Source organism: Chthoniobacterales bacterium (assembly GCA_035274845.1).
Classification (GTDB): domain Bacteria; phylum Verrucomicrobiota; class Verrucomicrobiia; order Chthoniobacterales; family UBA10450; genus AV80.
On the sequence record DATENU010000011.1, the window covers coordinates 283,972 to 304,613 of the forward strand.

Sequence of the window (20,642 nt, forward strand, 5' to 3'; positions counted from 1 at the left end):
CCCGCCGAATCGCCGGAGATTTTTTCGTGCTAACAAAAACTTCGATTGGTGGTGGAGCGGTCATTGACGCACCGGAACAAAAGAAGACGACGGCGAAAGCTCCGGTTAAGCCTGCGGTTGATTCGCAGAAACAAACGGCGCCTGCCCCCGCGCGCGAACTCACGATCTATCTGGACGGGAAGTTTGTTCCCGAATCCGAGGCCAAAGTTTCCGTGTTTGACCACGGTCTTCTTTATGGCGACGGGATTTTTGAAGGGATCCGCTTTTACAACGGCCGGGTGTTCCGTTTGGAAGAACATCACAACCGCCTCTGGGATTCGGCCCGCTCGATTTGCCTCGAGATCCCGATCTCTCGGGAAGAGATGACCGAGGCCCTGCTCGAGACGATCCGCCGCAACGGGCTGCGCGAAGGTTATATCCGGCAGATCGTCACGCGCGGGGTTGGCAATTTGGGATTGAATCCGGCGCTATGTAAACGGCCGAGCGTCATCATCATCGCGACGACCATCGCTCTTTACCCGAAGGAAGTTTGCGAACGAGGCCTGACGGTGGTGACTTGCGCGACGCGGCGGACGAGCGCGGCGGCTCTGAATCCGGCCGTGAAGTCGCTTAACTATTTGAACAACGTCATGGCGCGGATCGAAGCGAACCTCGCCGGAGCCGATGAAGCGCTCATGCTGAACGACGCCGGCAACGTGGCCGAATGCACGGCCGACAACGTCTTCATCATCAAGCGCGGCCAGATTTTCACTCCGCCCATTGCGGCCGGGGCGCTGCGCGGAATCACCCGCTCGGTGGTATTCGATATCGCCGCGGAACTCGGCCTCAAAATCACCGAGACCGACATTACCCGCCATGATGTGTTCGTCGCGGACGAGTGCTTTTTGACCGGCACCGCGGCGGAATTAATCCCGGTCATCAAAGCCGATGGGCGCATGATTGGAAACGGAAAGCCTGGTTCGATCACGGTGAGAATGATCGGCCGATTCCGGGAAATGACGCGCGAAACCGGCACTCCGATCTTTGCCTGATTCCGCGCAAAACGCCGTCGGCGCAGAAGGTGCTCAAGAGTGCCGGGTTGAATGTTTCCGGCTTTCCGAGGTCTAATCTAGCGAGATGTTGTGCGACGTTTGCAAATGCAATGATGCGACAGTTTTCCTGACCCAAATTCTCGAGGGCAAAATGCAGAAGGTGAACCTCTGCGACGCCTGTTCGAAAGAGAAAGGGGTGCAGGATCCGACTGGATTTGCCCTGGCGGACCTCCTTCTCGGGATAGGGGCCGCGGAAGAGATCGAGAAAGGGGCGCCCGCGCAGAAGTGCCCGGTGTGCGGTTTCACCCAGGCGGATTTCAAGAAGACGGGCCGGCTCGGTTGCAGCGCCTGTTACCTCACTTTCGCCGAAGGCCTCGGCAGCTTGCTCAAGGCGATGCACAAGGGGACCGAGCATGTCGGCAAATTCCCGCAGCGCGCGCACCGCGAGATCGAGCTGGACGACCGGATGCGGGCGTTGACCGAGGACCTGGAAAAGGCGGTGGCCGACGAGAATTACGAAAACGCCGCGGCCTTGCGCGACCAGATCAAGCAGCTCGAACACGAGAAGACTTCCTGACCCAATGAAGTTCGCGAACATCATGGCCAGCGGGGGCGAATGGCTCCGGGGAGAAGGGCCGCACCACCAGATCGTGATCAGCAGCCGGGTGCGGCTCGCTCGCAATCTCAAGCAGCGCGCTTTCCCAGGTTGGGCGAAGAAAGCGGAGCGCACCCAGATTCTCGAATTGATCAAGCCGCGCGTGGAAGAACTGCCGGAGATGCAGGATTCGTTTTCGGAATTATTGCAGGACCTTTCCGCGCTCGAAAAGCAGGTGCTGGTCGAGCGCCATCTGATCAGCCGGGAGCACGCCGCGAAAGGCGTGGGCAGCGCCGTGATCATGAACCGGCGCCAGACCCTCAGCATCATGGTGAACGAGGAAGATCATCTCCGGATGCAATCGATTCGCTCCGGCCTCCAGTTGAAAAGCGCCTTCAAGCTCGTCGATAAGGTCGACAGCACGCTCGAGTCAAAACTCGATTTCGCCTACGACGCGCGGCTGGGCTATCTCACCGCCTGCCCAACCAACGTGGGAACCGGGATGCGCGCTTCCGCGATGCTGCACCTGCCGGGGCTCGTCCTGAGTGAAATGATCAACCAGGTCATTCAAGCCGTGAACAAGATCGGCCTGGCCGTTCGTGGTCTTTATGGCGAAGGCACCGAAGCGATGGGGAACCTGTTCCAGATTTCAAATCAGACCACCCTCGGCGAGAAGGAGGAAGAGATCATCAGCCGCCTCAGCAAAGTCATCGAGACCATCATCGAAAAGGAACACGACGCGCGCCAGATGCTGATCCAGAAAAAATCGAACACGCTTTGGGACCAGATCGGCCGGGCCTATGGCGTGCTCACTTTTGCCCACGCGATGACTTCGAAGGAGGCGCTCAACCTTTTGTCGATCATTAAGCTCGGGGTCGATCTCGGAGCTTTCCCCGAAGATCGCCGCCTGCCGATCGACGAACTTTTCATCGATACCCAGCCGGCGCACTTGCAAAAAAGTTCCCAGCAGAAGCTAAACGCCGAGGAGCGAGACCATTTACGGGCCCAGATTATTCGCGAGCGTTTGCGAGTCTTCCCTAAACCTGATATTACTAAAGTGGCGAAGGAATCGGAAAACGGATCGAGTCCCGAGCCGCAAACCAATGAATAATTTCACGCCGCGAGCCCAGCAGGTTCTGGCTCTCGCTCGAAAAGAAGCCGACCGCTTCAACCACAACTACGTCGGGACCGAGCATTTGTTGCTCGGCCTGATCAAGCTTGGCCAGGGCGTTGCCGTCAACGTTCTCCAGAAGATGGGTCTCGATCTCGAAACCGTGCGGATGGAGGTCGAGAAGCAGGTGGGTTCCGGGCCGGAGACCAAGATGGTCGGGAACATTCCCTACACGCCGCGAGTGAAGAAAGTTCTCGCGCTGGCCGGGAAGGAAGCGAAAGCGCTCAACCATTCCTATGTGGGGACCGAACACATTTTGCTCGGTCTCTTGCGGGAAGGCGAAGGCGTTGCCGCGCGGGTCCTCAAGAGCCTCGAAGTCGATATCGAGCGGACCCGAAACGAAATTCTCAAGGAACTCGATCCCAACTTTACCCCGGCGGAAGCCGACCAGGAAGGGGGCGAACCCTCTTCCGGGAAGAAGGACGTCAAGACGCCGGCCCTCCGCGCGTTCGGTCGCGACCTGACTGAGCTGGCCAAGAAAGGCGAGCTCGATCCGGTGATTGGCCGGCACAACGAAATCGAGCGCGTCATTCAAGTGCTCTGCCGGCGGACGAAGAACAATCCCGTGCTGCTCGGGGAAGCGGGGGTGGGCAAGACTGCGATAGCGGAGGGCCTCGCTCAGGAAATCGCGAGCGGCAACGTCCCGGAATTATTGCGGGATAAGAAAGTGGTCACTCTGGACCTCGCGCTGATGGTGGCCGGGACGAAGTACCGCGGCCAGTTCGAAGAGCGGATCAAAGCGGTGATGGACGAGATTCGCCGGTCCAAGAATGTCATCCTCTTCATCGACGAGCTGCACACGATCGTCGGTGCGGGCTCGGCCGAAGGGGCCATGGACGCCTCGAATATTATCAAGCCGGCCCTGAGCCGCGGTGAGCTGCAATGTGTCGGGGCGACCACCCTGAACGAATATCGCAAGTACATCGAAAAAGACGCGGCCCTCGAGCGGCGCTTCCAGACCGTGAAAGTGGATGCTCCGACCATCGACGAGACAATTCTCATCCTGAAGGGGTTGCGGCCGAAGTACGAACAGCATCACAAGGCCAAGCTGACGGATGAGGCCCTGGAGACAGCGGTAAAACTTTCCGAGCGTTACATCACCGGCCGATTTTTGCCGGACAAGGCCATTGACGTCATGGACGAAGCTGGCGCGCGCGCCCGGATCAACGCCATGACCAGGCCGCCCGACGTAAAGGAGATCGAAAAGGAGATCGAAGAGATCCGCGTCGAAAAGGAAGCGGCGATCAAAGCCCAGGATTTCGAAAAGGCGGCCGCGCTGCGGGACAAGGAAAAGCAGGCCAAGGAGAAGCTCGACAGCATTTTGGCGAAGTGGCGCGAAGAACGGGAAGAGAAGGAAGTGCTCGTGACCGCCGACGACATGATGCACATCATTTCGAAGGTGACCGGCGTTCCGCTCCAGCGAATGGAGCAGAAGGAAACGCAGAAGCTGCTCGCGATGGAAGCGGAATTGAAGCAGCGCGTCATTGGCCAGGACGAAGCGGTGACCGCGATCAGCAAGGCCCTGCGACGGTCGCGGGCGGATTTGAAGGACCCGAAGCGCCCGATCGGCTCGTTTGTCTTCCTCGGCCCGACCGGTGTCGGCAAGACGTTCCTGGCGCGCACGCTCGCGGAATTCATGTTTGGGGACGCCGACGCGCTCATCCAGATCGACATGTCGGAGTACATGGAAAAGTTCACGGCCTCGCGCCTGATTGGTTCGCCGCCGGGATATGTCGGTTATGAGGAAGGTGGCCAGCTTTCCGAAGCGGTCCGCCGCCGGCCCTATTCCGTGGTCCTTTTCGACGAAGTCGAGAAGGCGCACCCGGACGTGATGCATCTCCTGCTCCAGATCCTGGAAGATGGCAAAGTGACCGACTCGTTGGGCCGGAAGATCGATTTCCGGAACACGATCATCATCATGACCTCGAATGCGGGGGCCGATCTGATTCGGCGCCAGACCACCATGGGATTCGGAGCGCCCAAGGATACGCAGGATTACGAAACGATGCGGGAGAAGATTCTCGAGGAGACCAAGCGGGTCTTTAAGCCGGAGTTTCTGAACCGGCTCGATGAGATCATTGTCTTCCGCACCCTGGGCAAACCGGACCTGCTCAAGATCGTGGACCTCGAGGTCGACAAGGTAAAACGCCGGCTAAAGCTGAAGGAGATCGAAATCGTTCTCGACGAAGCGGCGCACGAGTTTGTCATCAACAAGGGATACGATCCGACCTACGGGGCGCGCCCCATGCGCCGAGCCGTCGAGCGTTACCTGGAAGATCCGCTCGCCGAAGAGCTGCTCAAGGGAGCGGTGAAAGCCGGCGATATCGTGGAAGTTTCAGTGGCGGGCGACGACAAACTCGGATTTCACGTGGCCGAGCCGCACGGGAGTGCGGCGGCTAGCGCAAGTTGAGCTTTCGCTAGCGTAAATGGTGATCAGTGACTGGTGAATGGTGTCTCCATTCACTGATCACCAGTCACCATTCACAGGTCGAAATCACGCTCGAGGATGCGCGTCAGAGTACGCTTTCTTCAACCGCTCCACGGTGACATGCGTATAAATCTGCGTCGTCGACAAGCTCGCATGGCCGAGTAGCGCCTGCACGCTCCGCAGATCCGCGCCGCTATCGAGCAGATGCGTGGCGAAACTGTGCCGCAGTTTGTGCGGGCTTACGGCGACCGGGATCGAGGTGTGCCGCAGATAGCGCTTGAGAATCAGCCAGATGGAGCGCGACGAAATCCGGCGGCGCAGTTTGTTGATGAACAGCGGTCCGCTCTGAACGTTGGCCGCAGCCCGGTAGCGCGAAACCGCCTCCAAGGCCGGCGCGCCAACGGGGCAAACCCGTTCCTTGCGGCCTTTTCCCAGGACACGGACCGATTCCGTGTAAACGTCCAGGTCCGCCACATTTAACGAAGCCAATTCCCCAAGGCGCAAGCCGCTGCTGTAGAACAATTCCATAATCGCGACGTCACGCAGCGGCATCCATTTTGGGGCGGTCCGGTGTTTCTCGATCCGCAAGGGAGCGGTCAACAATTCGTCGATCTGCTTTTGCGTCAGGACCAGTGGCAACTTCTTTTCAGCCTTCGGCAGTTGCAGCTGCCGGACAGGGTCGCTCGCCAGATTTTTTCGTTCGACGAGGAAACGGTAGAAGGTGCGAAAGGCGGAGAATTGGAGGCGAATATAAGAACGCGCCTGGCCTTTCTTCATCAGCTCGAACAGATAATCGCGAAAATCATCCGCCCGGTAGTTGCGCCACGACCCATTTCGCTGGGCGCGAAACCCCTGGAGCGCCTGGCGATAGGCGATCAGCGTGCGGCTCGAAGCGTTTCGCTCTACCTCGAGGTAGCGAAAAAACTCCTCGGCGAGTGGATCCCGGGAGTTGCGCGCCGCCACGATAACTACTCGGGCTTTTCTATCTGCATGCGGCCGATAGAGGCGCGCGCGCGGTCGCTGTATTGGCTGCGGAAAATCGGGGCCGGATTCGTCGAGATCAGCTCGTATCCTTTCAGGACGAATTCCGGATAAAAGCCGTTGCTGGCCGGCTCGTAAACCGTCTGGCCGCTGAACGAGCCAAAAAGTTTATATTCGTAGTTATTGTCGCTGCCGAAGCTGAGCTTTTCGCGGTCAGGCGCAAGTTTCTGTTTCTCGTTAAGCACGACCAGTTGGGCCGTGTTCCAGGGCTGGCCGGGCTTGCGGACGTAGCCCCAAAATTTGAAGACCGATCCTTTGAAGTAGCGGTGCCCGATAAAATAATCGCCGGGCGGCTCGGCGGCGATGCGCTGGGCCGCCTCGGCCCGTGACTGCTGGATTCCCGCCGAAGAGGTGGTTTCACATCCGGCGAGGAAGAAGGCCGCGAGGACGACATTGAGGGCTAGCACGAAACGGAACACGCGATTGATCATGGACAGTTTCCTTTTATCGCAGACCCGTCTGGCGCGCAATCGCTTTGGAGACGGCTCGCCGCGATTGGAGACGGCCTGCCCTCAGGCCGTGGTGGAAGGACGCAGCATATCTCTCCGGCACGATGGCGTGCCGGCTCCAGTGGGCGCGTTCGCCGCGATATGATTCAGATTTTGCATCGCGTGGCGCTCCCTTTTACGATGCCATCTCCAGATGTTCGCTCGCGCTTCCACCGCCCTCGGCACCTCGATTGTTTCGTTCTTCGTTTACGTGGGCGAGATCGTCGTTTTGGCGGCTGAGACCATTGCCTCGATCTTCGTTCACAAGGTTCGGTGGCGGCTGTTCATGCACCAAATTGTCGAGATTGGATTGCGCTCGCAGCTGGTGGTCATGATCACCGGCGCTTTCACGGGAGCGGTCTTCGCAGCCCAGACCTTTTTTCAATTTAACAAGCTCGGCATGGGCTCCGCGGTTGGCGCTGTGGTTTCCGTTTCGGTTTGCCGTGAACTCGGTCCGGTGCTTTCGGCCCTGATGGTAACCGGCCGCGTCGGGGCCTCGATGTCGGCCGAAATTGGGACCATGAAGGTTACGGAACAGATCGACGCCTTGCGCGCGCTTGCCGTGCATCCGATCGACTACCTGGTCGTGCCGCGAGCTCTGGCCATGATGCTCTCGATGCCGCTCCTGGTCGCGGAATGCATCGGGATCGGAATTGCCGCCGGATATTTCGTGGCGATCTACCTGTTAGGCGTGAACGGGACCTATTACGTCGCGAACATGGTCCGCTGGACCCAAATGCGCGACATCGTCATGGGTCTGACCAAGGCGTTTTGTTTCGCGCTCCTCATCGTTTTTATCAGCTGCCACAAAGGCCTGACGAGCCGCGAAGGCGCCGTCGGTGTCGGTCGGGCGACAACGGAAGCAGTCGTGAACGCCTCTCTCGCGGTCCTGATTTTCAATTTTTTCCTGACCATGGGCCTCAACATCATTTTCCCGGCCGGGTATCAGTAGGGCGGAGGAAAGTTGAGAGTTACTAGTTGAGAGTTGAGAGATGACTTTCGAAACGAACGCGACCTCGCCAGAAGCAGCGGCTCTCCCTTCGGCTCCCGCTCAGGGCCTGAGCCTGTCGAACGGCAACTCTCAACTCCAAACTCTCAACTCTTCTTCCCCCATGATTGACGTGCGCGGGTTGATGAAGCGCATCGGGCGCCAGGAGATATTGCGCGGCATCGACCTGACCGTCGCCAAGGGAGAGACGCTCGTGATCATCGGGCGCAGCGGCGGCGGGAAGAGCGTGCTCTTGAAACACCTGATCGGATTGATGCAGCCCGATGCCGGCGAGATTTGGATCGAGGGGCAAAATATTATCGGGCTCAGCGAACGAAAGCTGGCCCCGATCCGAACCAAGATCGGCATCCTCTTCCAGGGCGGCGCGCTCTTCGATTCGATGACGGTGGAAGAGAATATCGCTTTCCCGCTGCGCGAAGCAGGTGAGCGCAATCCGAAGATTATCGGCGAGAAGGTTCGCGAGATTCTCGAGGTCATCGAGCTGGAGGGTGAACAAAAGAAAATGCCGGTGAACTTGAGCGGCGGAATGAAGAAGCGAGTAGGCCTGGCGCGCTCCATTATTCGCCGGCCCTCCTGTATCCTTTACGACGAACCAACCGCCGGCCTCGATCCGGTCGTGTCGGACAGCATTAATCATTTGATTCGCCGCCTTCAGAAGCGCTTCCAGGTCACCAGCATTGTGGTCACGCATGACATGAAGAGCGCGTTTCACATCGCGGATCACATCGCCTATCTGCATGAAGGCCGGATTTATTTTTATGGCACGCCTCAGGAGCTGGATAATTCCCAGGACCCGCTAATCCAGGATTTCTTGCTCGGCCGCTCCGAGCGATAGTCAAAACTGGCTGACGCGCCAGCAACCCGTGATAAGCTGTCTCCGTTAGGCCCCTTGATAAGATGGCAACCGGTCAAAGCGAGAAGACATTGGAACTGAAAGTAGGCGCGTTTGTTCTCGCGGGCCTGGCGGTGCTGGCGGCGCTCGTCATTCAATTTGGCCGGGTCGGCGAAGGCTTCAAAACCTACTACGGGCTCACGGTGGAATTCCCGGACGCGAGCGGTCTCCTGAAAAGCTCCGACGTTTTGCTGGCAGGCGCCAAGATCGGGCGCGTTTCGGGCGGCCCTCGGCTCCTCCAATCGGGCCAGGGGGTCGCGGTGCCGTTAAGAATTTTCGATTACGTGAAAATCCCGGTCGGCAGCCGGTTTACGGTGGGTAGTTCCGGATTGCTCGGGGACCGGTTTGTTTCGGTAACGATGCCAGCGGGCACGCCGACCGAGTTCATTGGCAAGGACACGGTGGTCGAAGGCACTCGCGAGACAGGCCTCGACGATCTCACTCGCGAGGGCGGCTTCCTGGTCAACGATCTGCGGACGGCCGTCCAGAATGTGAATGCCACCATCACCCGCCTGAACGACCAGGCGCTGTCGCCTGAGAACATGGAAAATCTCAAAGTCAGTATCGAGCATTTGAAAGCCACCACGACGGCGCTCGCCGCGTCCAGCCAGAAGATCGACGGAGTGATCGAGAAGGCGGGCGGAACGATGGAATCCGCGAAGAAAGCGGCGGACGATGTCCAGGTGGCCATTGCCGATGCTCGCAAGACAATTCAAGCGGCGACCCAGGTTTTCCAGCAGGCGACAAATGGCAAAGGGATGTTGGCCACGTTGATGAACGACCAGGGCCTTGCCAAAGATCTGCGCGCGCTGGTCAGCAACCTGCGAGCGCATGGCGTTCTTTTCTATCGCGACAGCGCCGCGAAAGATGAGGCGCGCACCGCGGTCGAACGCGAACAGAACCCGCCGCGCAAACCCGCGAAACGCTGATGACACCGCTGCTCACCGTTAATCTGTTGCGGGCGCTGTTTGTCACCTTCTGCGGCGCGATCGGCGGAATTGTCACCGCGGAAATCCAGGGAAACTCGGTCCCGGGAGTTTTGATCGGAGTGGTTTTTGGGCTCGTCATCGTTTTGGCCGACCGTCTTCTCAAGGGTCTTTCGCTCCGCGCCTTTTCGTCCGCGACTTTTGGGCTGCTGCTCGGGCTGCTCTTCGCGAATCTCCTCGTCGCTTCCGACATCCTTCGTTACCAAAGCGACGGAGTGCAATGGGCGGCGCGGCTCGTTGTCTATTGCGCCTTCGGTTATCTCGGCATGATGCTGGCCATGCGCAGCAATCGCGACGAATTCTCGCTCATCATTCCTTACGTCCGCTTCGCACGAGAGACGACGCAACACGAGCCGATCGTCGTCGACACCAACATCATCATTGATGGCCGGATCGCCGAGCTTTGCGCCACCGGCTTCCTCAGCCGCGCCCTTATCGTTCCGCGCTTTGTTCTCAGCGAATTGCAGACCCTGGCTGACTCCCGCGATTCTCTGAAACGCGAACGAGGCCGGCGCGGCCTCGAAATCCTGAACAAGCTCCAGCAATCCCGCGAGCTGGAACTGACCATCCATGAAACAACCGGCGACGCCGACCTTTCCACTGACGCGCGCCTGGTCCGCACCGCCAAGGTTCTCCAGGCGCGCTTGCTCACGAACGACGTGGCGCTTTGCCAGGTCGCGCGCCTCCAGCAGGTTGGCACGCTGAACCTGGCCGATCTCGCCCGGGCGTTGCGTCCGAATGCGGTAGCGGGGGATGAGCTGGAATTGAGTCTCGTCAAGGAAGGCCGGGAAGCGCACCAGGCGGTCGGTTATCTCCCGGATGGAACCATGATCGTGGTGAACCATGCGCGCGCCTACCTTGGGAAAGTGGCGACGATTGTCGTTTCCAGCGCCCTTCAAACTGGCGCGGGCCGGTTGATCTTCGCGGAGCTGAAAGCGGGCGACTCACGTCCGCCGGCCCTCGAAAAAGCCGGGAGCTAGTCGCGGCTTGCCAAAGCTCGGGATTCTGGCAGATCGCACTTTGTGAAAGCGCTTCGCAAACTGGTGAAATACGTCTTGCCGTTTGGCGTCGTGGAAATCATGCGCAACCGGCGTCGCTTGCACGAGCTGGGGCGCGATTTGTCCATCGCCGATTGGTGGCGGAGCGACTGGCTCCTGCACGAAGCGGAGATTACCGGGCTCACGCTCTTTCCGCCCGGTCATTGGCCGGGTCTGCGTTACGTCGTCGATATCGGCGCGAACGTGGGCCAATGGAGCAATGCTTTTCTCGACCTGGTTTCGCCCGAGAAATTGATCATGGTCGAGCCGGGGCCGGTCGCCTTCGCGAAGTTGCAGGAAAAGTTTGGTCGCCGGCCAAACGTCGAGCTGCACAACGTCGCCATCGGCGCCGAGAATGGCACCACGACGCTGCGCGTCACTCGCGATTCGACCGGCGCCTCGGTCCTCCCGCCGCGCGAGGAAATGCGGGAGCTGATCGGCGGCAACTGGACCGTTGAGTCGGAGGTGGAATGCCCGGTCCGAACGTTGGACAGCCTTCTCTCGGGTTTGCCGGAGATTTCGCTGCTCAAGATTGATGTGCAGGGATACGAAAGGGAAGCGCTCGCCGGCGCCGCGGAGACTTTGGCGCGAACGAAATTCGTCCTGATCGAACTGAACTACTTGCCCCAATACGTTGGGGGCTCGTGGTTCGGCGAAATCCACGAACTGCTGACGGGCAAATATGGTTTCATCCTGGTGGACGCGACCAAGCCTCTTTGCCTGAACGGCCGCGCTTCGATGTCGGACGGCCTTTATGTGAACGAGAAGCTCGTCCCGAATTTCGCCAAACGGGATTTTTTCTGATCGTTGACCGGCGACCCCCGGCCACGCAGCCCCTCGGCCGTCACCGTTGGCTTGAAGAACAGGATTATTTCCACATACACTGCAACGCGAATGCAGCAGGCTCACGCAGCAAGAAGCGCAGCGCCTGGAATCTCTTAGACCCCTTACCCTCCGTGAAAAAACCGAAGAAAGAACCGGGCGATAAGTCTGAAAGTCCAGTTTGGAAAATCGTCACTGCAATCCTGGTCACGTTGGTCGCCGGCGGTACGATTCCCTGGTGGATTCCGAAACGAGAGAAACCGAAGGAACCGGAAAAGCCCGTCCTCGAAAAAAAGGTCTCGCGCGAATGCGATCCCCAAGTCCTGCGAGAGTCCCTGTTTAGAGCCGGTCCTCAGAGAGCGGCTTTTCTTACCGCCGCCGCCTCAACCATGAAGAACAAGTTCGGCGATCAGGAGTTCGATTGTGTCTTGGAGCTTGCCAGGGTTCTGGTCGAGCAAGATCCCGACAACGGCCACGGGCTATATTTTCAGGGGGAAGTCTGGCGATTGAAGGCCGCGAACGACGCTTCGCACTCCCTTTTGTGCAGGGATCGAATGCGCGAGTATTTTCTTAGATATCTCGCGAATGAGCGCCGTTTGCCGACGGGCGAACGGGACGGGGATAGCAGCGCGTGTTATCAGCGGGAGAGAGGGTATTGCAAGGAGCGCACAGCTTGGATAAACCACCTGATGGCGGTGGAATACCGCCAGTGGGCGGAGGACGTCGGCGACAAGACTACAAAGGTGAAGCGCCTTGAACTAGCTGCTGGGTTTTCGAGAGTCGACCTGGATTTCGGGGGTTTTGATGCCGTCACCCCTTCGGCAGTCTTAAGGGAAAAGATCGAAGAGGATTTTCAGAGAGTCGGCGCGCCCTATCCGCAAACGCCATAGCCAGGCACCCGCTAAGCGAGTCCCACGGCGGCGCGCACGCGCTTCATTACTTTGCCAGCTTCCTCGTTCGCGCGAGCTGCGCCGCGCTTAAGCACCTCGTCGATGTAACCGGGCTCCTTCAGGATTTCTTCCCGGCGTTTGCGCATCGGTTCGAAATACATCCAAAGCTTTTCGAAAAGCTGCTTCTTGAAATCGCCGTAACCGGTCCCACCCTTCTCAAAGCGGCCGCGCATTTCCTCGATCTCGGCGGGCGTCGCCAGCAGGGAATAGAGCTGGAAGATCGTGGAGCTGGCCGCGTCTTTCGGCGCTTCCACCGGCTTCGAATCCGTCACCATACTCATGATTCGCTTCCGCGTTTCCTTTTCGTTTCCGAAAATATCGATCGTATTCCCGTAGCTTTTGCTCATTTTCTGGCCGTCCACCCCGGGGACTGTTTCCGTCGTGCTTTGAATGTACGGTTCGGGAAGCTTGAGGCCGCCTCCGAACGTCTCGTTAAACTTGGTCGTCATGTCGCGCGTCATCTCGAGATGCTGCTTCTGGTCTTTTCCCACCGGAACTAGGTCGCTGTCGTAGATCAGAATGTCGGCCGCCATCAAGAGCGGGTAAGTAAAGAGTCCCGCCGAGGCCGGAAGGCCACGCGCGACCTTGTCCTTGTAGGAATGAGCGCGCTCGAGAAGACCTTTCGGCGTCACGGTCGACAGAATCCAGGTGAGCTCTGTCACCTCCGGCACGTCGCTTTGCCGAAAGAGCGCGTTCCGGGTGACGTCGAGGCCGCAGGCGAGGAAGTCCAGTGCTACCTGGCGGCTGTTCGCCCGGAGCGTCTCCGGATTATCGATCGTGGTCAGAGCGTGGTAATCCGCGATGAAATAAAACGTCTCGTTTCCCTTCGTTTCCTGGAGCTGGATCGCTGGACGCATCATCCCGAAATAATTCCCGATATGGAGAATGCCGGTCGGTTGAATGCCAGAGAGGATGCGCATGACTGAGGTTCGGATTGCCCAGAGATTCCGCGAGCGCGCTGGGGATGACAAATGGAAATGGCTCGTCAATTTTTCAACCGGCCAACAGGATCGGGCTGATAACGTGGAGGAACGATTGAGCATGGAAGAAAACTCGAAGGCCGGTTTGCCACCGGCCCATGACTCCGCTTTTTCTGGCGCGGAAGAGTCGTCGGCAATTGTTTGTCCCGTCTGTGGGGCAAAGGCGTTTCACGAGAAGTGCAAGGTGATCTGCCGGAGCGAGATCTGTCGCGGCCGCGTTATCATGAATTGCGCGGAGTTCTAACCGGGGTGAGCCAGCTGAGATTTTGAACCTTTCCCTCTCCCGTTGTTTCGATGTGCTGCGGTATGCCCCCGGCGGGCGCCGCTTCGCCATTGCTGGAATGATAAGACGCGCTCTCGCAAATAATCCGCGGCCGGCGACCGGCCGGTGCTTCGACATCGGTGAATTTGGGAGCTTCGAGCAATTTGAGATTAAGTATCGCCAGCTTGCCGACGAGCTGGGGTGCTCCGGCAAAATTCCGCCGCCCGGCGAGCTCGATTTTCTTCACGCCATGGTCGATCGGGAAAATGTCCGGTATCCGGGAGGCATCGGCTCGCGCGATTATTTCTTTCTCACGGCCTTGGTTAGCATCCTCGCTCCTCACTGTGTCCTGGAGATCGGAACGCTGACCGGTTTTTCCGCCGCAATTCTCGCCGCCGCCATCCATCGCCAGCATGGAGCCCGCTTGGCTGGAGCCGGCCTGCCCTCAGGTCGCCCGAGGAACATCACCGTCGAAACCATCGACGCCCAGACCCATTGTCTCATCGATGAAACCAAAGAGGTCGGCTTCGAAATTCCCAACCTGATCCCGGATCTAGCGTCCACGGTGCGCATTCATGCCGGACGCGAATCGGATTTTGTCCGGCAACTTGCCGGGCCCGATGAATTCGGCCTCGCCTTCATCGACGCCGACCACCGGCATCCCTGGCCGTTGCTCGACGTGCTTCGGCTCGCCCCGTATGTGCGGGGCGGGGGTTGGATTGTGTTGCACGACATCCAGCTCGGGACCTGTGGGAAGGAAATGCAGGAAGCGGGCGCATCGCTGGAGGCTGGCGCTCCTTACGGCGCTGAATGGTTTTTCGACCGCTGGCCGTTCCGAAAAATCCGGTCGTTCCACATCGGCGCCATCGAACTCCCCCGACAAAAGGACGCTCTGATTCCTTTTGCATTGAGGCTGATGGACGAACCGTTCGAACTTACCGGCAAAGCCGCCAAACGAATTCGCCGCGCCCTTTACGAGAGCTTCGCCGATTTGGTCTGAAGCCTTCGATTTGGGGCGGTGTTCCGGGCGGGATCGCCAGGCGGAAACACATCCGGCGCCGCAACGGTGGCCGATGCATTAGTGTTGGCGAACCCTGAGGCTATTCGCTTTGGTCCATGTCTTCTCGTCCCACTACCGTCATCGCAGCCATTCTGTTGCTTTTAGGCTGTGGAGAACTCAACTCACTGGCCATTGATCCGGCGGCCGCCGCGGCGCCAGCGCAAAGTTGCCCTTCGACAATTACCCATTCCACCAGCCAGGCCATTACTCCGGGCTCAATTGCGTGCACCAACGGAACCAATCATTTTGACACTAGTTACTGGCGGGCCTTCAACATGGCCACATTCACGGGCTCGCAGCAATACAACGTTACGGGGGTTTCCTTCGGCATCGAAACCTGTAGTAGCGGAAACGGGTTGGGGCAGCCGGTAACCGTCCGTCTCTACACAAACAGCGGGGGAGCATTCCCGGGCGGCAGTCGCACCCAGATCGCCACGAAGACTATCACGGTGATGGATCAGTCGCAGAGTGTCCTCAACGTGCCGTTGACCGTTACGGTCCCAGCTGGGACGTCCGAACTGGTGATGGAGGTCTTTACCCCAAACGGAATGGCCGCCAACAACGCCTTCTATATCGGTTCGAATGCTGCGGCCCAAACCGGCCCGAGCTATGCCAGCTCGGCAAACTGTGGGAACCCGACGCCGACTGATACCGCGGCGCTCGGTCGCCCCAACATGCACATCGTTCTCAACGTCCATGGCAATTGTGGCACGGCAACATCGGCCAAGGCGTTAAATATTTCCACGCGCCTGCGAGTTGAGATAGGAGACAACGCCATGATTGGTGGCTTCATTATCACCGGGAGCGATCCGAAGACAGTGGTGCTCCGGGGGATTGGTCCTTCCCTTGGCAGTTTCGGCATCGGCGATGTTCTGGCTGATCCCGTCCTGGAGCTGCATGGAGTCAACGGCGCGGTGATCTTCCAAAACGATAATTGGCGAGACGCCCAGGCAGCTCAGATCCAGGGCACCCCCTATCAGCCGACCGATGACCGGGAATCGGTGATGCTGGTTACTCTCCCGCCCGAAGCGTACACCGCCATTCTCACCGGGAAGAACCAGACTACCGGCGTAGGCTTGGTCGAGATTTACGACAACAGTCAGGCTGCTAATTCGCAACTGGCCAACCTCAGCACGCGGGGATTTGTTCGGACAGATAACAACGTGATGATCGGTGGCTTCATCCTTGGAGGCAGCAGCGGCAATTCACGAGTGGCTATCCGTGGCATCGGGCCGTCCCTAAGCCAGGCAGGGCTGAACAATGTCCTGGCCGATCCAACTTTGGAGTTGCACGACAGCAATGGGGCCACACTGATTGCGAACGATAATTGGCAGGATGATGCCGCCTCGGCAGCGGAGCTCTCAGCCCGCGGTCTGGCGCTTCAGGATAATCTGGAAGCAGGAATTTTCACCACGCTGCCTCCGGGCGCGTTCACAGCCATCCTGGCCGGCAAGAATGGGGGCACCGGAATCGGTCTGGTTGAAGTCTATAATCTTCAATGAAATCTCGGACCACTGACGAATTGGGGAGTATGCTCCTTCGGCCGTTGGCTCTCGGGTTGCTAATCCTGGTCATCAACCTGGCGTCGAGTGGCCCGGCTTCAGCCGCGAAGGCGCCGCCAATAGGATCTCATATCCCGGAGATCGAGCACCCTTTCGCGATTCCTGACGCTCTCTGGCGATCGCTCTTTGCCGCCACCACGCCCGACGGGAGGCAATTGTCAGCCTCACAGATCGCGCCGCTGGTTCGACGGCAATATTGGCCGGCCGGCACTTACACGAGCACGAATTGGCATCTGAAGATCGGGATTTTCCTGCTGAACGTTCGCAGTGACGGCACCGTTGCCAGCGTTGAGATTCTTCAATCCACCGGGCACAAGATCCTGGATGGCAATTGCGTCAGGGCCTTTTCCCGGTGGCGATTCCAACCCAATTCTGTGAAAGAAGTCCGGCTCCCGGCCTATTATACCAGCGGCAGGTAAAACGCCGCTACCTCGGCTGCATCGTTCCTTTTTCTTTCCGGAGGGTCTTTTGCTTCATCGAAGTAATCCGCGGCACGCCGTCCGTGATCGCGATTTGCAAATCCACCAGCACAGCAAGATTGATCCATTCTCCACGGGTCGGATTTTCCACGTAATAGTCTGCCTCGAAGCGGGCCGTGTAATTTCGATCTGGCGCCTTTTCACCCAGCTGGACGTCTCCGCGAATCGTCGCGCGGCGCGACGGCCAACGCGCGTTGTAGGCTTCCGTGTCTCGCCGGATGGAATCCAGTTGTTTTATGCCTTCCTCGAAAAGGTCTACCTTCGGCGCGAAAAACGAGGTGGCGAGATCCACGTCACTCGATTCGCTGCTTCGGACGTAGCAATGGACAAAATCGTCGATCCACGCCTTCCAGGTTCGATTGTTCCGGGGGGCGGGACCTGCCTTGTCCGGGTGGGTCGGTGCGACGCTGCTGGCCGGGGTAACTGTGGGTGAAGCAACGGCCAGCGTCGGCTCTGGGGTCGAGGTTGGACTTGGCCTTGGCTCGGGCGTGCGCACCGGCTGAACGGTTGGGGCCGCCGTTGGCTCACTCTTTGGGATCGCGGGCGCCGGCTGCCGGCGCAAGACAAAGGCAGCGGCCGCGAGGGCGAGAACGACCAGCACCGAGGCGATCGCCAGCACCTTTCCGCGGCCAGCAGATTGGGTTGCATCGGTCTGCCGCTCACTCCCGGCCGCAGATGATCGCGGCGGCGCGCTAGCGACGACAGCCGCCTTTGCGCCGTCGTCTTCGGCCGCTTGCTCGAGCAATTCCTTCACGGCCAGCTCGAGGCGCGGGATGTGTTTCGATACCGGACGCGTCAGGGCGTCGAGCCAATGAGGCGTGCTGAGGTAATATCTCAGGTCGTCGGTGAGCGGGACATCCTCGATCCGGAACCGGACGATCGGCAGGTGGGAATCCACCGCCAGCTGCACTTCCCGCAGCACCTGTTCCGAGGCGTTCGAATGGCTGGAAAAGACCAGCACCATCACTTTGCATTGTTGAATGGCCCGGGTGATTTCGCCCGGGAACGAACGCCCCGGCCGGACATCGCGCGGCGCCACCCAGCACCGGATCGCCGCATTTTCCAGGGCCGTGCAAATGGCTTCCGCTACTGTTTTATCCTGGGCCGAGTGGGAAATGAAAACGTCACGCGCCATAGAGGAGGCCAAGCCCGCCCGGTTTTACTTGCCGGGTGCCCAAGAGGCAACGGAATTCAATGAGCGGCAACCGTCTGCGCGTCGCTCGCGCCAGGAATTATTGCGACGACTCCCGCCGCAGCGGCGCGTGCGTGTATTGGAATGGCATTGACGCAATGGGCTCTTCCAGCTTTGCGCCAGCCGACCGGCGGCCGATTACGCGAACGTAGCCCAGGTAATTTCCGGCATCCGCTTCCACCGCCTGAATCTCGGTGGCATTTTCCGGGCAGATCGTCCGCTGCCATTCCCGCCATTCCCGCCAGCCTTCCGGCATGTCGTCGGCGATTTCCACCGTCACGATACCGGTCTTCTCCCAATGGCGCTTCCACCAGGCCGCCGAGTGGAGGCACCAGATTCCCGGCTCCCACCAGGCGCGCAGATGCTCGGGCACCTCGCCCTCGATCTCCTGCATCAATCCGCACCCGGCGATGCCGATCGCGCCGCCCGGTTTCACAAAGCGGGCGAGGTAATTCAGATAACGGTCGTCCGTTCCGTAATAGACGAACGAGTCAATCGAGACCACCGCGTCGAAGAACTCCTTCGCAAAGGGAAGCGACCGCGCCTCGGCGTGAATTGGGAAGACGCCGCTTTCCGCGCCGGCATCCCGGATCCGCTGAAGATTCTCCGAAACGTCGAACCACAGGTCGGTCGCCCAAACCTGCACTCCGAATTCGCGGTTTAGAAAAATGGATGATGCCGCCCGTCCGCAGCCGAGGTCCAGCACGCGCATGCCCGGTCGCAGTTCGAGTTTCTCCGTGAGCCATTCCGTGATCCGAAGGGCATTCGCGCCGCTGCTGACGCTGGCGACGACCCACTCCGGACTGTAAGCCGACGAACGCGGGAATCGTTCGGAGAGGAAACGCTGGTCCATGAGTGGAGGAAAATTTTAACGCAGTCGCAGAAGCAGACAGGCAACGATAGCCAGGACCAAGGCGACGACGATTTCCAGCGTCGCCACCAGGGAACCGACGTGGCTGGGCTCGTAGGCGATGGCGACCAGGCAGATCGCAGCCCAAATTAAGAGCCCGGCAGCCAGCGAAATCAAAAAACTTCTCACGGAGCGCATCCTGCCCGAAGCAACCGAATTGGGCAATCGCGATGGTTGATCAAGCCATGGGCAACCCTGTTTCCCCTTTTATCCTCGACATCCTTTGCCCTGCCGCCACTCTCCCTCACATGACGAACCTGATCCGTGGCATCCTGCTCTCTTTTGTTCTCCTTGGGGCCGGTATGGCCTATGGCGGGGTCCCTCCCATGGACGTGACGGTTTCGGACGCCGGCGGCAAAGCCGCCTTCAAAGGCGCGACTAATGCGAACGGGACCTTTGCGACCGCGAATCTCAAGCCCGGCAATTACGTCGTGCAGTTCAAATCGAGTAGCGGCGGAATGAAGGGCAACCATTACGCGATCGTCGTCTCCGCGGGGACGAAGAAGGTCGCGGCTGCCACTGTTCCGGGAGAGAATTTCTTCGGTGGCGGAGTGGCCCTGAAGGTAGTGGTCGGAGCTGGTTTGAACATCACTGGGCAGGTGGCTCCGACGGCGGACAGAAAGACGGCTGAGGACTCACGCAACGTCACCAAGGAACAGGTCAATAATCTGCAGCAACACCAGGATAACAATTTGACGAAGGGGATGGACCGGAGTCGTTAGACCGCTGATGAGGGCGCGGTCTCGCGATCGGCTCCGTCGATTGGTTAGGTGGTTCGTGCGGGCAGGCCAGTTGCAACGAATGGCCAGGCGATAGCCGCGCTTGAGGAGCTTTTGCGCCGTCGGAACAGACGCGCGAGCGGGAGTCCGAATGAAATCCTGCCTGGTGTCGGCTAAACCAGCTCGCGAAACTCCGGGTTGAGCGCCGTGATCCGAGCCAGCATCGCCGACCCCGGAGAAACCATCTCGAAATCCTGAAAATCGAATCCCGGGCCGACCGTGCATCCCGCCAGGCTAAATTCACCGCGCGGCTTCGCCGCCTGCCAGCATCCCGCCGGAACCACGCAAACAGGACGGCCCTTTCGCGCCCCGCTGGCGAGCACCTCTTCGTGCACCCCATTCTGCGGATCGATCCAATAGACCACGAGCGGATCGCCTTCGTAAAAATGCCAGGCCTCGTCCGAAGCGACCCGGTGCCAGCGGCTGTGCTGGCCCTTCAGGAGCAGGAAATAAATCGTCGTCAACGCGGACCGCGCTGATCTGTCATCCAACGGCTGGACCTTAAACGCCGATCGGAAAATCTCCCGGAAGTAGCCCCCCTCGGGATGAGGCTCCAGGCGCAGCTCACTAATCAGCTCTCTGGCCCGGTCATGCATCGGATCACGGTGCATCGGGATGACTGGCAAGGTATTTCTCGCTTTGCTGCCGACAGACCGAACACACCGCCCCTTTTACAGCCTTGCGGTACTCACGCGACTTCTTGAGCTCGAGTCTTAGTTCGGCGTTTGGAAATTGCCTCTCAAGTTTGTAAGTCGTCAGGTTCGGATCCGATGGCACGGAGTCACTGAATTCGTACATCGTAACCCGGCGAAGCGGGACGTGGTGAATTGTGCAAACGCCGGAGTGAAGTGACGCGCGCCGAATTTCTCCCGCAGCCTCACGCGAACGTGTGCATCCGTAAAGCGCAAGGCTCGGCAGAACCAACAATGTTGCCATGGCCCGCTTCTGACCGGAGTTCATGCGAGAGA

22 protein-coding genes are annotated in these 20,642 nt (G+C 59.3%); 15 read left to right on the forward strand and 7 right to left on the reverse strand.

Annotation, left to right across the window (positions count from 1 at the left end):
- Positions 1-26 precede the first annotated feature (26 nt).
- The 4 genes from ilvE to VJU77_07875 all read left to right on the forward strand — a co-directional run bounded on the left by ilvE (position 27) and on the right by VJU77_07875 (position 5,207).
- Positions 27-1,031 (forward strand): branched-chain-amino-acid transaminase, encoded by a 1,005-nt coding sequence (ilvE, locus tag VJU77_07860; protein ID HKP03269.1) that lies wholly within the window; start codon positions 27-29, stop codon positions 1,029-1,031.
- An 85-nt stretch (positions 1,032-1,116) separates the two neighbouring features.
- Positions 1,117-1,608 (forward strand): UvrB/UvrC motif-containing protein, encoded by a 492-nt coding sequence (locus VJU77_07865; GenBank protein HKP03270.1) that lies wholly within the window; start codon positions 1,117-1,119, stop codon positions 1,606-1,608.
- A gap of 4 nt (positions 1,609-1,612) precedes the next feature.
- Complete coding sequence (locus VJU77_07870) at positions 1,613-2,737, forward strand: protein arginine kinase (GenBank protein ID HKP03271.1); 1,125 nt, start codon at positions 1,613-1,615, stop codon at positions 2,735-2,737.
- Positions 2,730-5,207: an ATP-dependent Clp protease ATP-binding subunit gene (locus tag VJU77_07875; protein ID HKP03272.1), complete on the forward strand. Its 2,478-nt coding sequence runs from the start codon at positions 2,730-2,732 to the stop codon at positions 5,205-5,207. The genes VJU77_07870 and VJU77_07875 overlap by 8 nt, the downstream gene beginning before the upstream one ends.
- Positions 5,208-5,291: 84 nt before the next feature.
- On the opposite strand, the gene xerA is transcribed toward VJU77_07875, so the two are convergent.
- Positions 5,292-6,188 (reverse strand): site-specific tyrosine recombinase/integron integrase, encoded by an 897-nt coding sequence (gene xerA, locus VJU77_07880; GenBank protein HKP03273.1) that lies wholly within the window; start codon positions 6,186-6,188, stop codon positions 5,292-5,294.
- Between the two features lie 5 nt (positions 6,189-6,193).
- Positions 6,194-6,697, reverse strand: a complete 504-nt coding sequence (locus tag VJU77_07885; GenBank protein HKP03274.1) for a hypothetical protein — start codon at positions 6,695-6,697, stop codon at positions 6,194-6,196.
- Positions 6,698-6,908: 211 nt separating this feature from the next.
- Between VJU77_07885 and VJU77_07890 the strand changes: the two genes are divergently transcribed.
- From VJU77_07890 to VJU77_07915, 6 genes are all read left to right on the forward strand, one after another.
- Positions 6,909-7,706, forward strand: coding sequence for an ABC transporter permease (locus tag VJU77_07890; GenBank protein HKP03275.1), 798 nt, complete (start codon positions 6,909-6,911; stop codon positions 7,704-7,706).
- 160 nt (positions 7,707-7,866) lie between these two features.
- On the forward strand, positions 7,867-8,598 hold the full coding sequence (locus VJU77_07895) for an ABC transporter ATP-binding protein (GenBank protein HKP03276.1): 732 nt from the start codon (positions 7,867-7,869) through the stop codon (positions 8,596-8,598).
- A 62-nt stretch (positions 8,599-8,660) separates the two neighbouring features.
- Positions 8,661-9,584 carry an MlaD family protein gene (locus VJU77_07900; GenBank protein ID HKP03277.1) on the forward strand — a complete coding sequence of 308 codons (924 nt, stop codon included), beginning with the start codon at positions 8,661-8,663 and terminating at the stop codon, positions 9,582-9,584.
- Positions 9,584-10,621, forward strand: a complete 1,038-nt coding sequence (locus VJU77_07905) for a PIN domain-containing protein (protein HKP03278.1) — start codon at positions 9,584-9,586, stop codon at positions 10,619-10,621. Before VJU77_07900 ends, VJU77_07905 begins: the two co-directional genes overlap by 1 nt.
- Before the next feature lie 42 nt (positions 10,622-10,663).
- Positions 10,664-11,482, forward strand: coding sequence for an FkbM family methyltransferase (locus VJU77_07910; protein HKP03279.1), 819 nt, complete (start codon positions 10,664-10,666; stop codon positions 11,480-11,482).
- Positions 11,483-11,634: 152 nt separating this feature from the next.
- The gene (locus VJU77_07915; GenBank protein ID HKP03280.1) at positions 11,635-12,390 is read left to right on the forward strand and encodes a hypothetical protein; all 756 of its coding nucleotides are present in this window, start codon (positions 11,635-11,637) and stop codon (positions 12,388-12,390) included.
- A gap of 11 nt (positions 12,391-12,401) precedes the next feature.
- Here VJU77_07915 and trpS read toward each other — a convergent pair whose 3' ends face one another.
- On the reverse strand, positions 12,402-13,370 hold the full coding sequence (gene trpS / locus VJU77_07920; protein ID HKP03281.1) for a tryptophan--tRNA ligase: 969 nt from the start codon (positions 13,368-13,370) through the stop codon (positions 12,402-12,404).
- On the opposite strand from trpS, the gene VJU77_07925 reads away from it, so the two are divergent.
- The 4 genes from VJU77_07925 to VJU77_07940 all read left to right on the forward strand — a co-directional run bounded on the left by VJU77_07925 (position 13,369) and on the right by VJU77_07940 (position 16,733).
- Positions 13,369-13,674 carry a hypothetical protein gene (locus tag VJU77_07925; GenBank protein ID HKP03282.1) on the forward strand — a complete coding sequence of 102 codons (306 nt, stop codon included), beginning with the start codon at positions 13,369-13,371 and terminating at the stop codon, positions 13,672-13,674. The two genes, trpS and VJU77_07925, sit on opposite strands and share 2 nt — an antisense overlap.
- A 97-nt stretch (positions 13,675-13,771) precedes the next feature.
- Positions 13,772-14,692: a class I SAM-dependent methyltransferase gene (locus VJU77_07930; GenBank protein ID HKP03283.1), complete on the forward strand. Its 921-nt coding sequence runs from the start codon at positions 13,772-13,774 to the stop codon at positions 14,690-14,692.
- 116 nt (positions 14,693-14,808) lie between these two features.
- A complete protein-coding gene (locus VJU77_07935) occupies positions 14,809-16,254 on the forward strand; it encodes a hypothetical protein (GenBank protein ID HKP03284.1) in 1,446 nt (481 codons plus the stop codon).
- Complete coding sequence (locus VJU77_07940) at positions 16,251-16,733, forward strand: energy transducer TonB (GenBank protein HKP03285.1); 483 nt, start codon at positions 16,251-16,253, stop codon at positions 16,731-16,733. Before VJU77_07935 ends, VJU77_07940 begins: the two co-directional genes overlap by 4 nt.
- 7 nt (positions 16,734-16,740) lie before the next feature.
- On the opposite strand, the gene VJU77_07945 is transcribed toward VJU77_07940, so the two are convergent.
- The 3 genes from VJU77_07945 to VJU77_07955 form a co-directional block, all read right to left on the reverse strand.
- A complete protein-coding gene (locus VJU77_07945; GenBank protein ID HKP03286.1) occupies positions 16,741-17,928 on the reverse strand; it encodes a TIR domain-containing protein in 1,188 nt (395 codons plus the stop codon).
- 97 nt (positions 17,929-18,025) lie between these two features.
- Complete coding sequence (locus VJU77_07950) at positions 18,026-18,838, reverse strand: methyltransferase domain-containing protein (protein HKP03287.1); 813 nt, start codon at positions 18,836-18,838, stop codon at positions 18,026-18,028.
- Positions 18,839-18,853: 15 nt separating this feature from the next.
- The gene (locus VJU77_07955; protein HKP03288.1) at positions 18,854-19,024 is read right to left on the reverse strand and encodes a hypothetical protein; all 171 of its coding nucleotides are present in this window, start codon (positions 19,022-19,024) and stop codon (positions 18,854-18,856) included.
- 41 nt (positions 19,025-19,065) lie between these two features.
- On the opposite strand from VJU77_07955, the gene VJU77_07960 reads away from it, so the two are divergent.
- Positions 19,066-19,617 (forward strand): carboxypeptidase-like regulatory domain-containing protein, encoded by a 552-nt coding sequence (locus VJU77_07960; protein HKP03289.1) that lies wholly within the window; start codon positions 19,066-19,068, stop codon positions 19,615-19,617.
- A gap of 170 nt (positions 19,618-19,787) precedes the next feature.
- Here the strand turns inward: VJU77_07960 and VJU77_07965 are convergent, their stop codons facing one another.
- Entirely contained in the window at positions 19,788-20,270 is a 483-nt protein-coding gene (locus VJU77_07965; GenBank protein HKP03290.1) for a cupin domain-containing protein, read from the reverse strand.
- Positions 20,271-20,642: the final 372 nt, after the last annotated feature.

Coding starts and splice junctions, on each gene's coding strand:
- VJU77_07865 (HKP03270.1), top strand. CDS start 1,117: ATGTTGTGCGACGTTTGCAAATGCAATGATGCGACAGTTTTCCTGACC.
- VJU77_07870 (HKP03271.1), top strand. CDS start 1,613: ATGAAGTTCGCGAACATCATGGCCAGCGGGGGCGAATGGCTCCGGGGA.
- VJU77_07875 (HKP03272.1), top strand. CDS start 2,730: ATGAATAATTTCACGCCGCGAGCCCAGCAGGTTCTGGCTCTCGCTCGA.
- VJU77_07885 (HKP03274.1), bottom strand. CDS start 6,697: ATGATCAATCGCGTGTTCCGTTTCGTGCTAGCCCTCAATGTCGTCCTC.
- VJU77_07890 (HKP03275.1), top strand. CDS start 6,909: ATGTTCGCTCGCGCTTCCACCGCCCTCGGCACCTCGATTGTTTCGTTC.
- VJU77_07895 (HKP03276.1), top strand. CDS start 7,867: ATGATTGACGTGCGCGGGTTGATGAAGCGCATCGGGCGCCAGGAGATA.
- VJU77_07900 (HKP03277.1), top strand. CDS start 8,661: ATGGCAACCGGTCAAAGCGAGAAGACATTGGAACTGAAAGTAGGCGCG.
- VJU77_07905 (HKP03278.1), top strand. CDS start 9,584: ATGACACCGCTGCTCACCGTTAATCTGTTGCGGGCGCTGTTTGTCACC.
- VJU77_07925 (HKP03282.1), top strand. CDS start 13,369: ATGACTGAGGTTCGGATTGCCCAGAGATTCCGCGAGCGCGCTGGGGAT.
- trpS (HKP03281.1), bottom strand. CDS start 13,370: ATGCGCATCCTCTCTGGCATTCAACCGACCGGCATTCTCCATATCGGG.
- VJU77_07930 (HKP03283.1), top strand. CDS start 13,772: ATGATAAGACGCGCTCTCGCAAATAATCCGCGGCCGGCGACCGGCCGG.
- VJU77_07935 (HKP03284.1), top strand. CDS start 14,809: ATGTCTTCTCGTCCCACTACCGTCATCGCAGCCATTCTGTTGCTTTTA.
- VJU77_07940 (HKP03285.1), top strand. CDS start 16,251: ATGAAATCTCGGACCACTGACGAATTGGGGAGTATGCTCCTTCGGCCG.
- VJU77_07945 (HKP03286.1), bottom strand. CDS start 17,928: ATGGCGCGTGACGTTTTCATTTCCCACTCGGCCCAGGATAAAACAGTA.
- VJU77_07950 (HKP03287.1), bottom strand. CDS start 18,838: ATGGACCAGCGTTTCCTCTCCGAACGATTCCCGCGTTCGTCGGCTTAC.
- VJU77_07960 (HKP03289.1), top strand. CDS start 19,066: ATGGTTGATCAAGCCATGGGCAACCCTGTTTCCCCTTTTATCCTCGAC.
- VJU77_07965 (HKP03290.1), bottom strand. CDS start 20,270: ATGCATGACCGGGCCAGAGAGCTGATTAGTGAGCTGCGCCTGGAGCCT.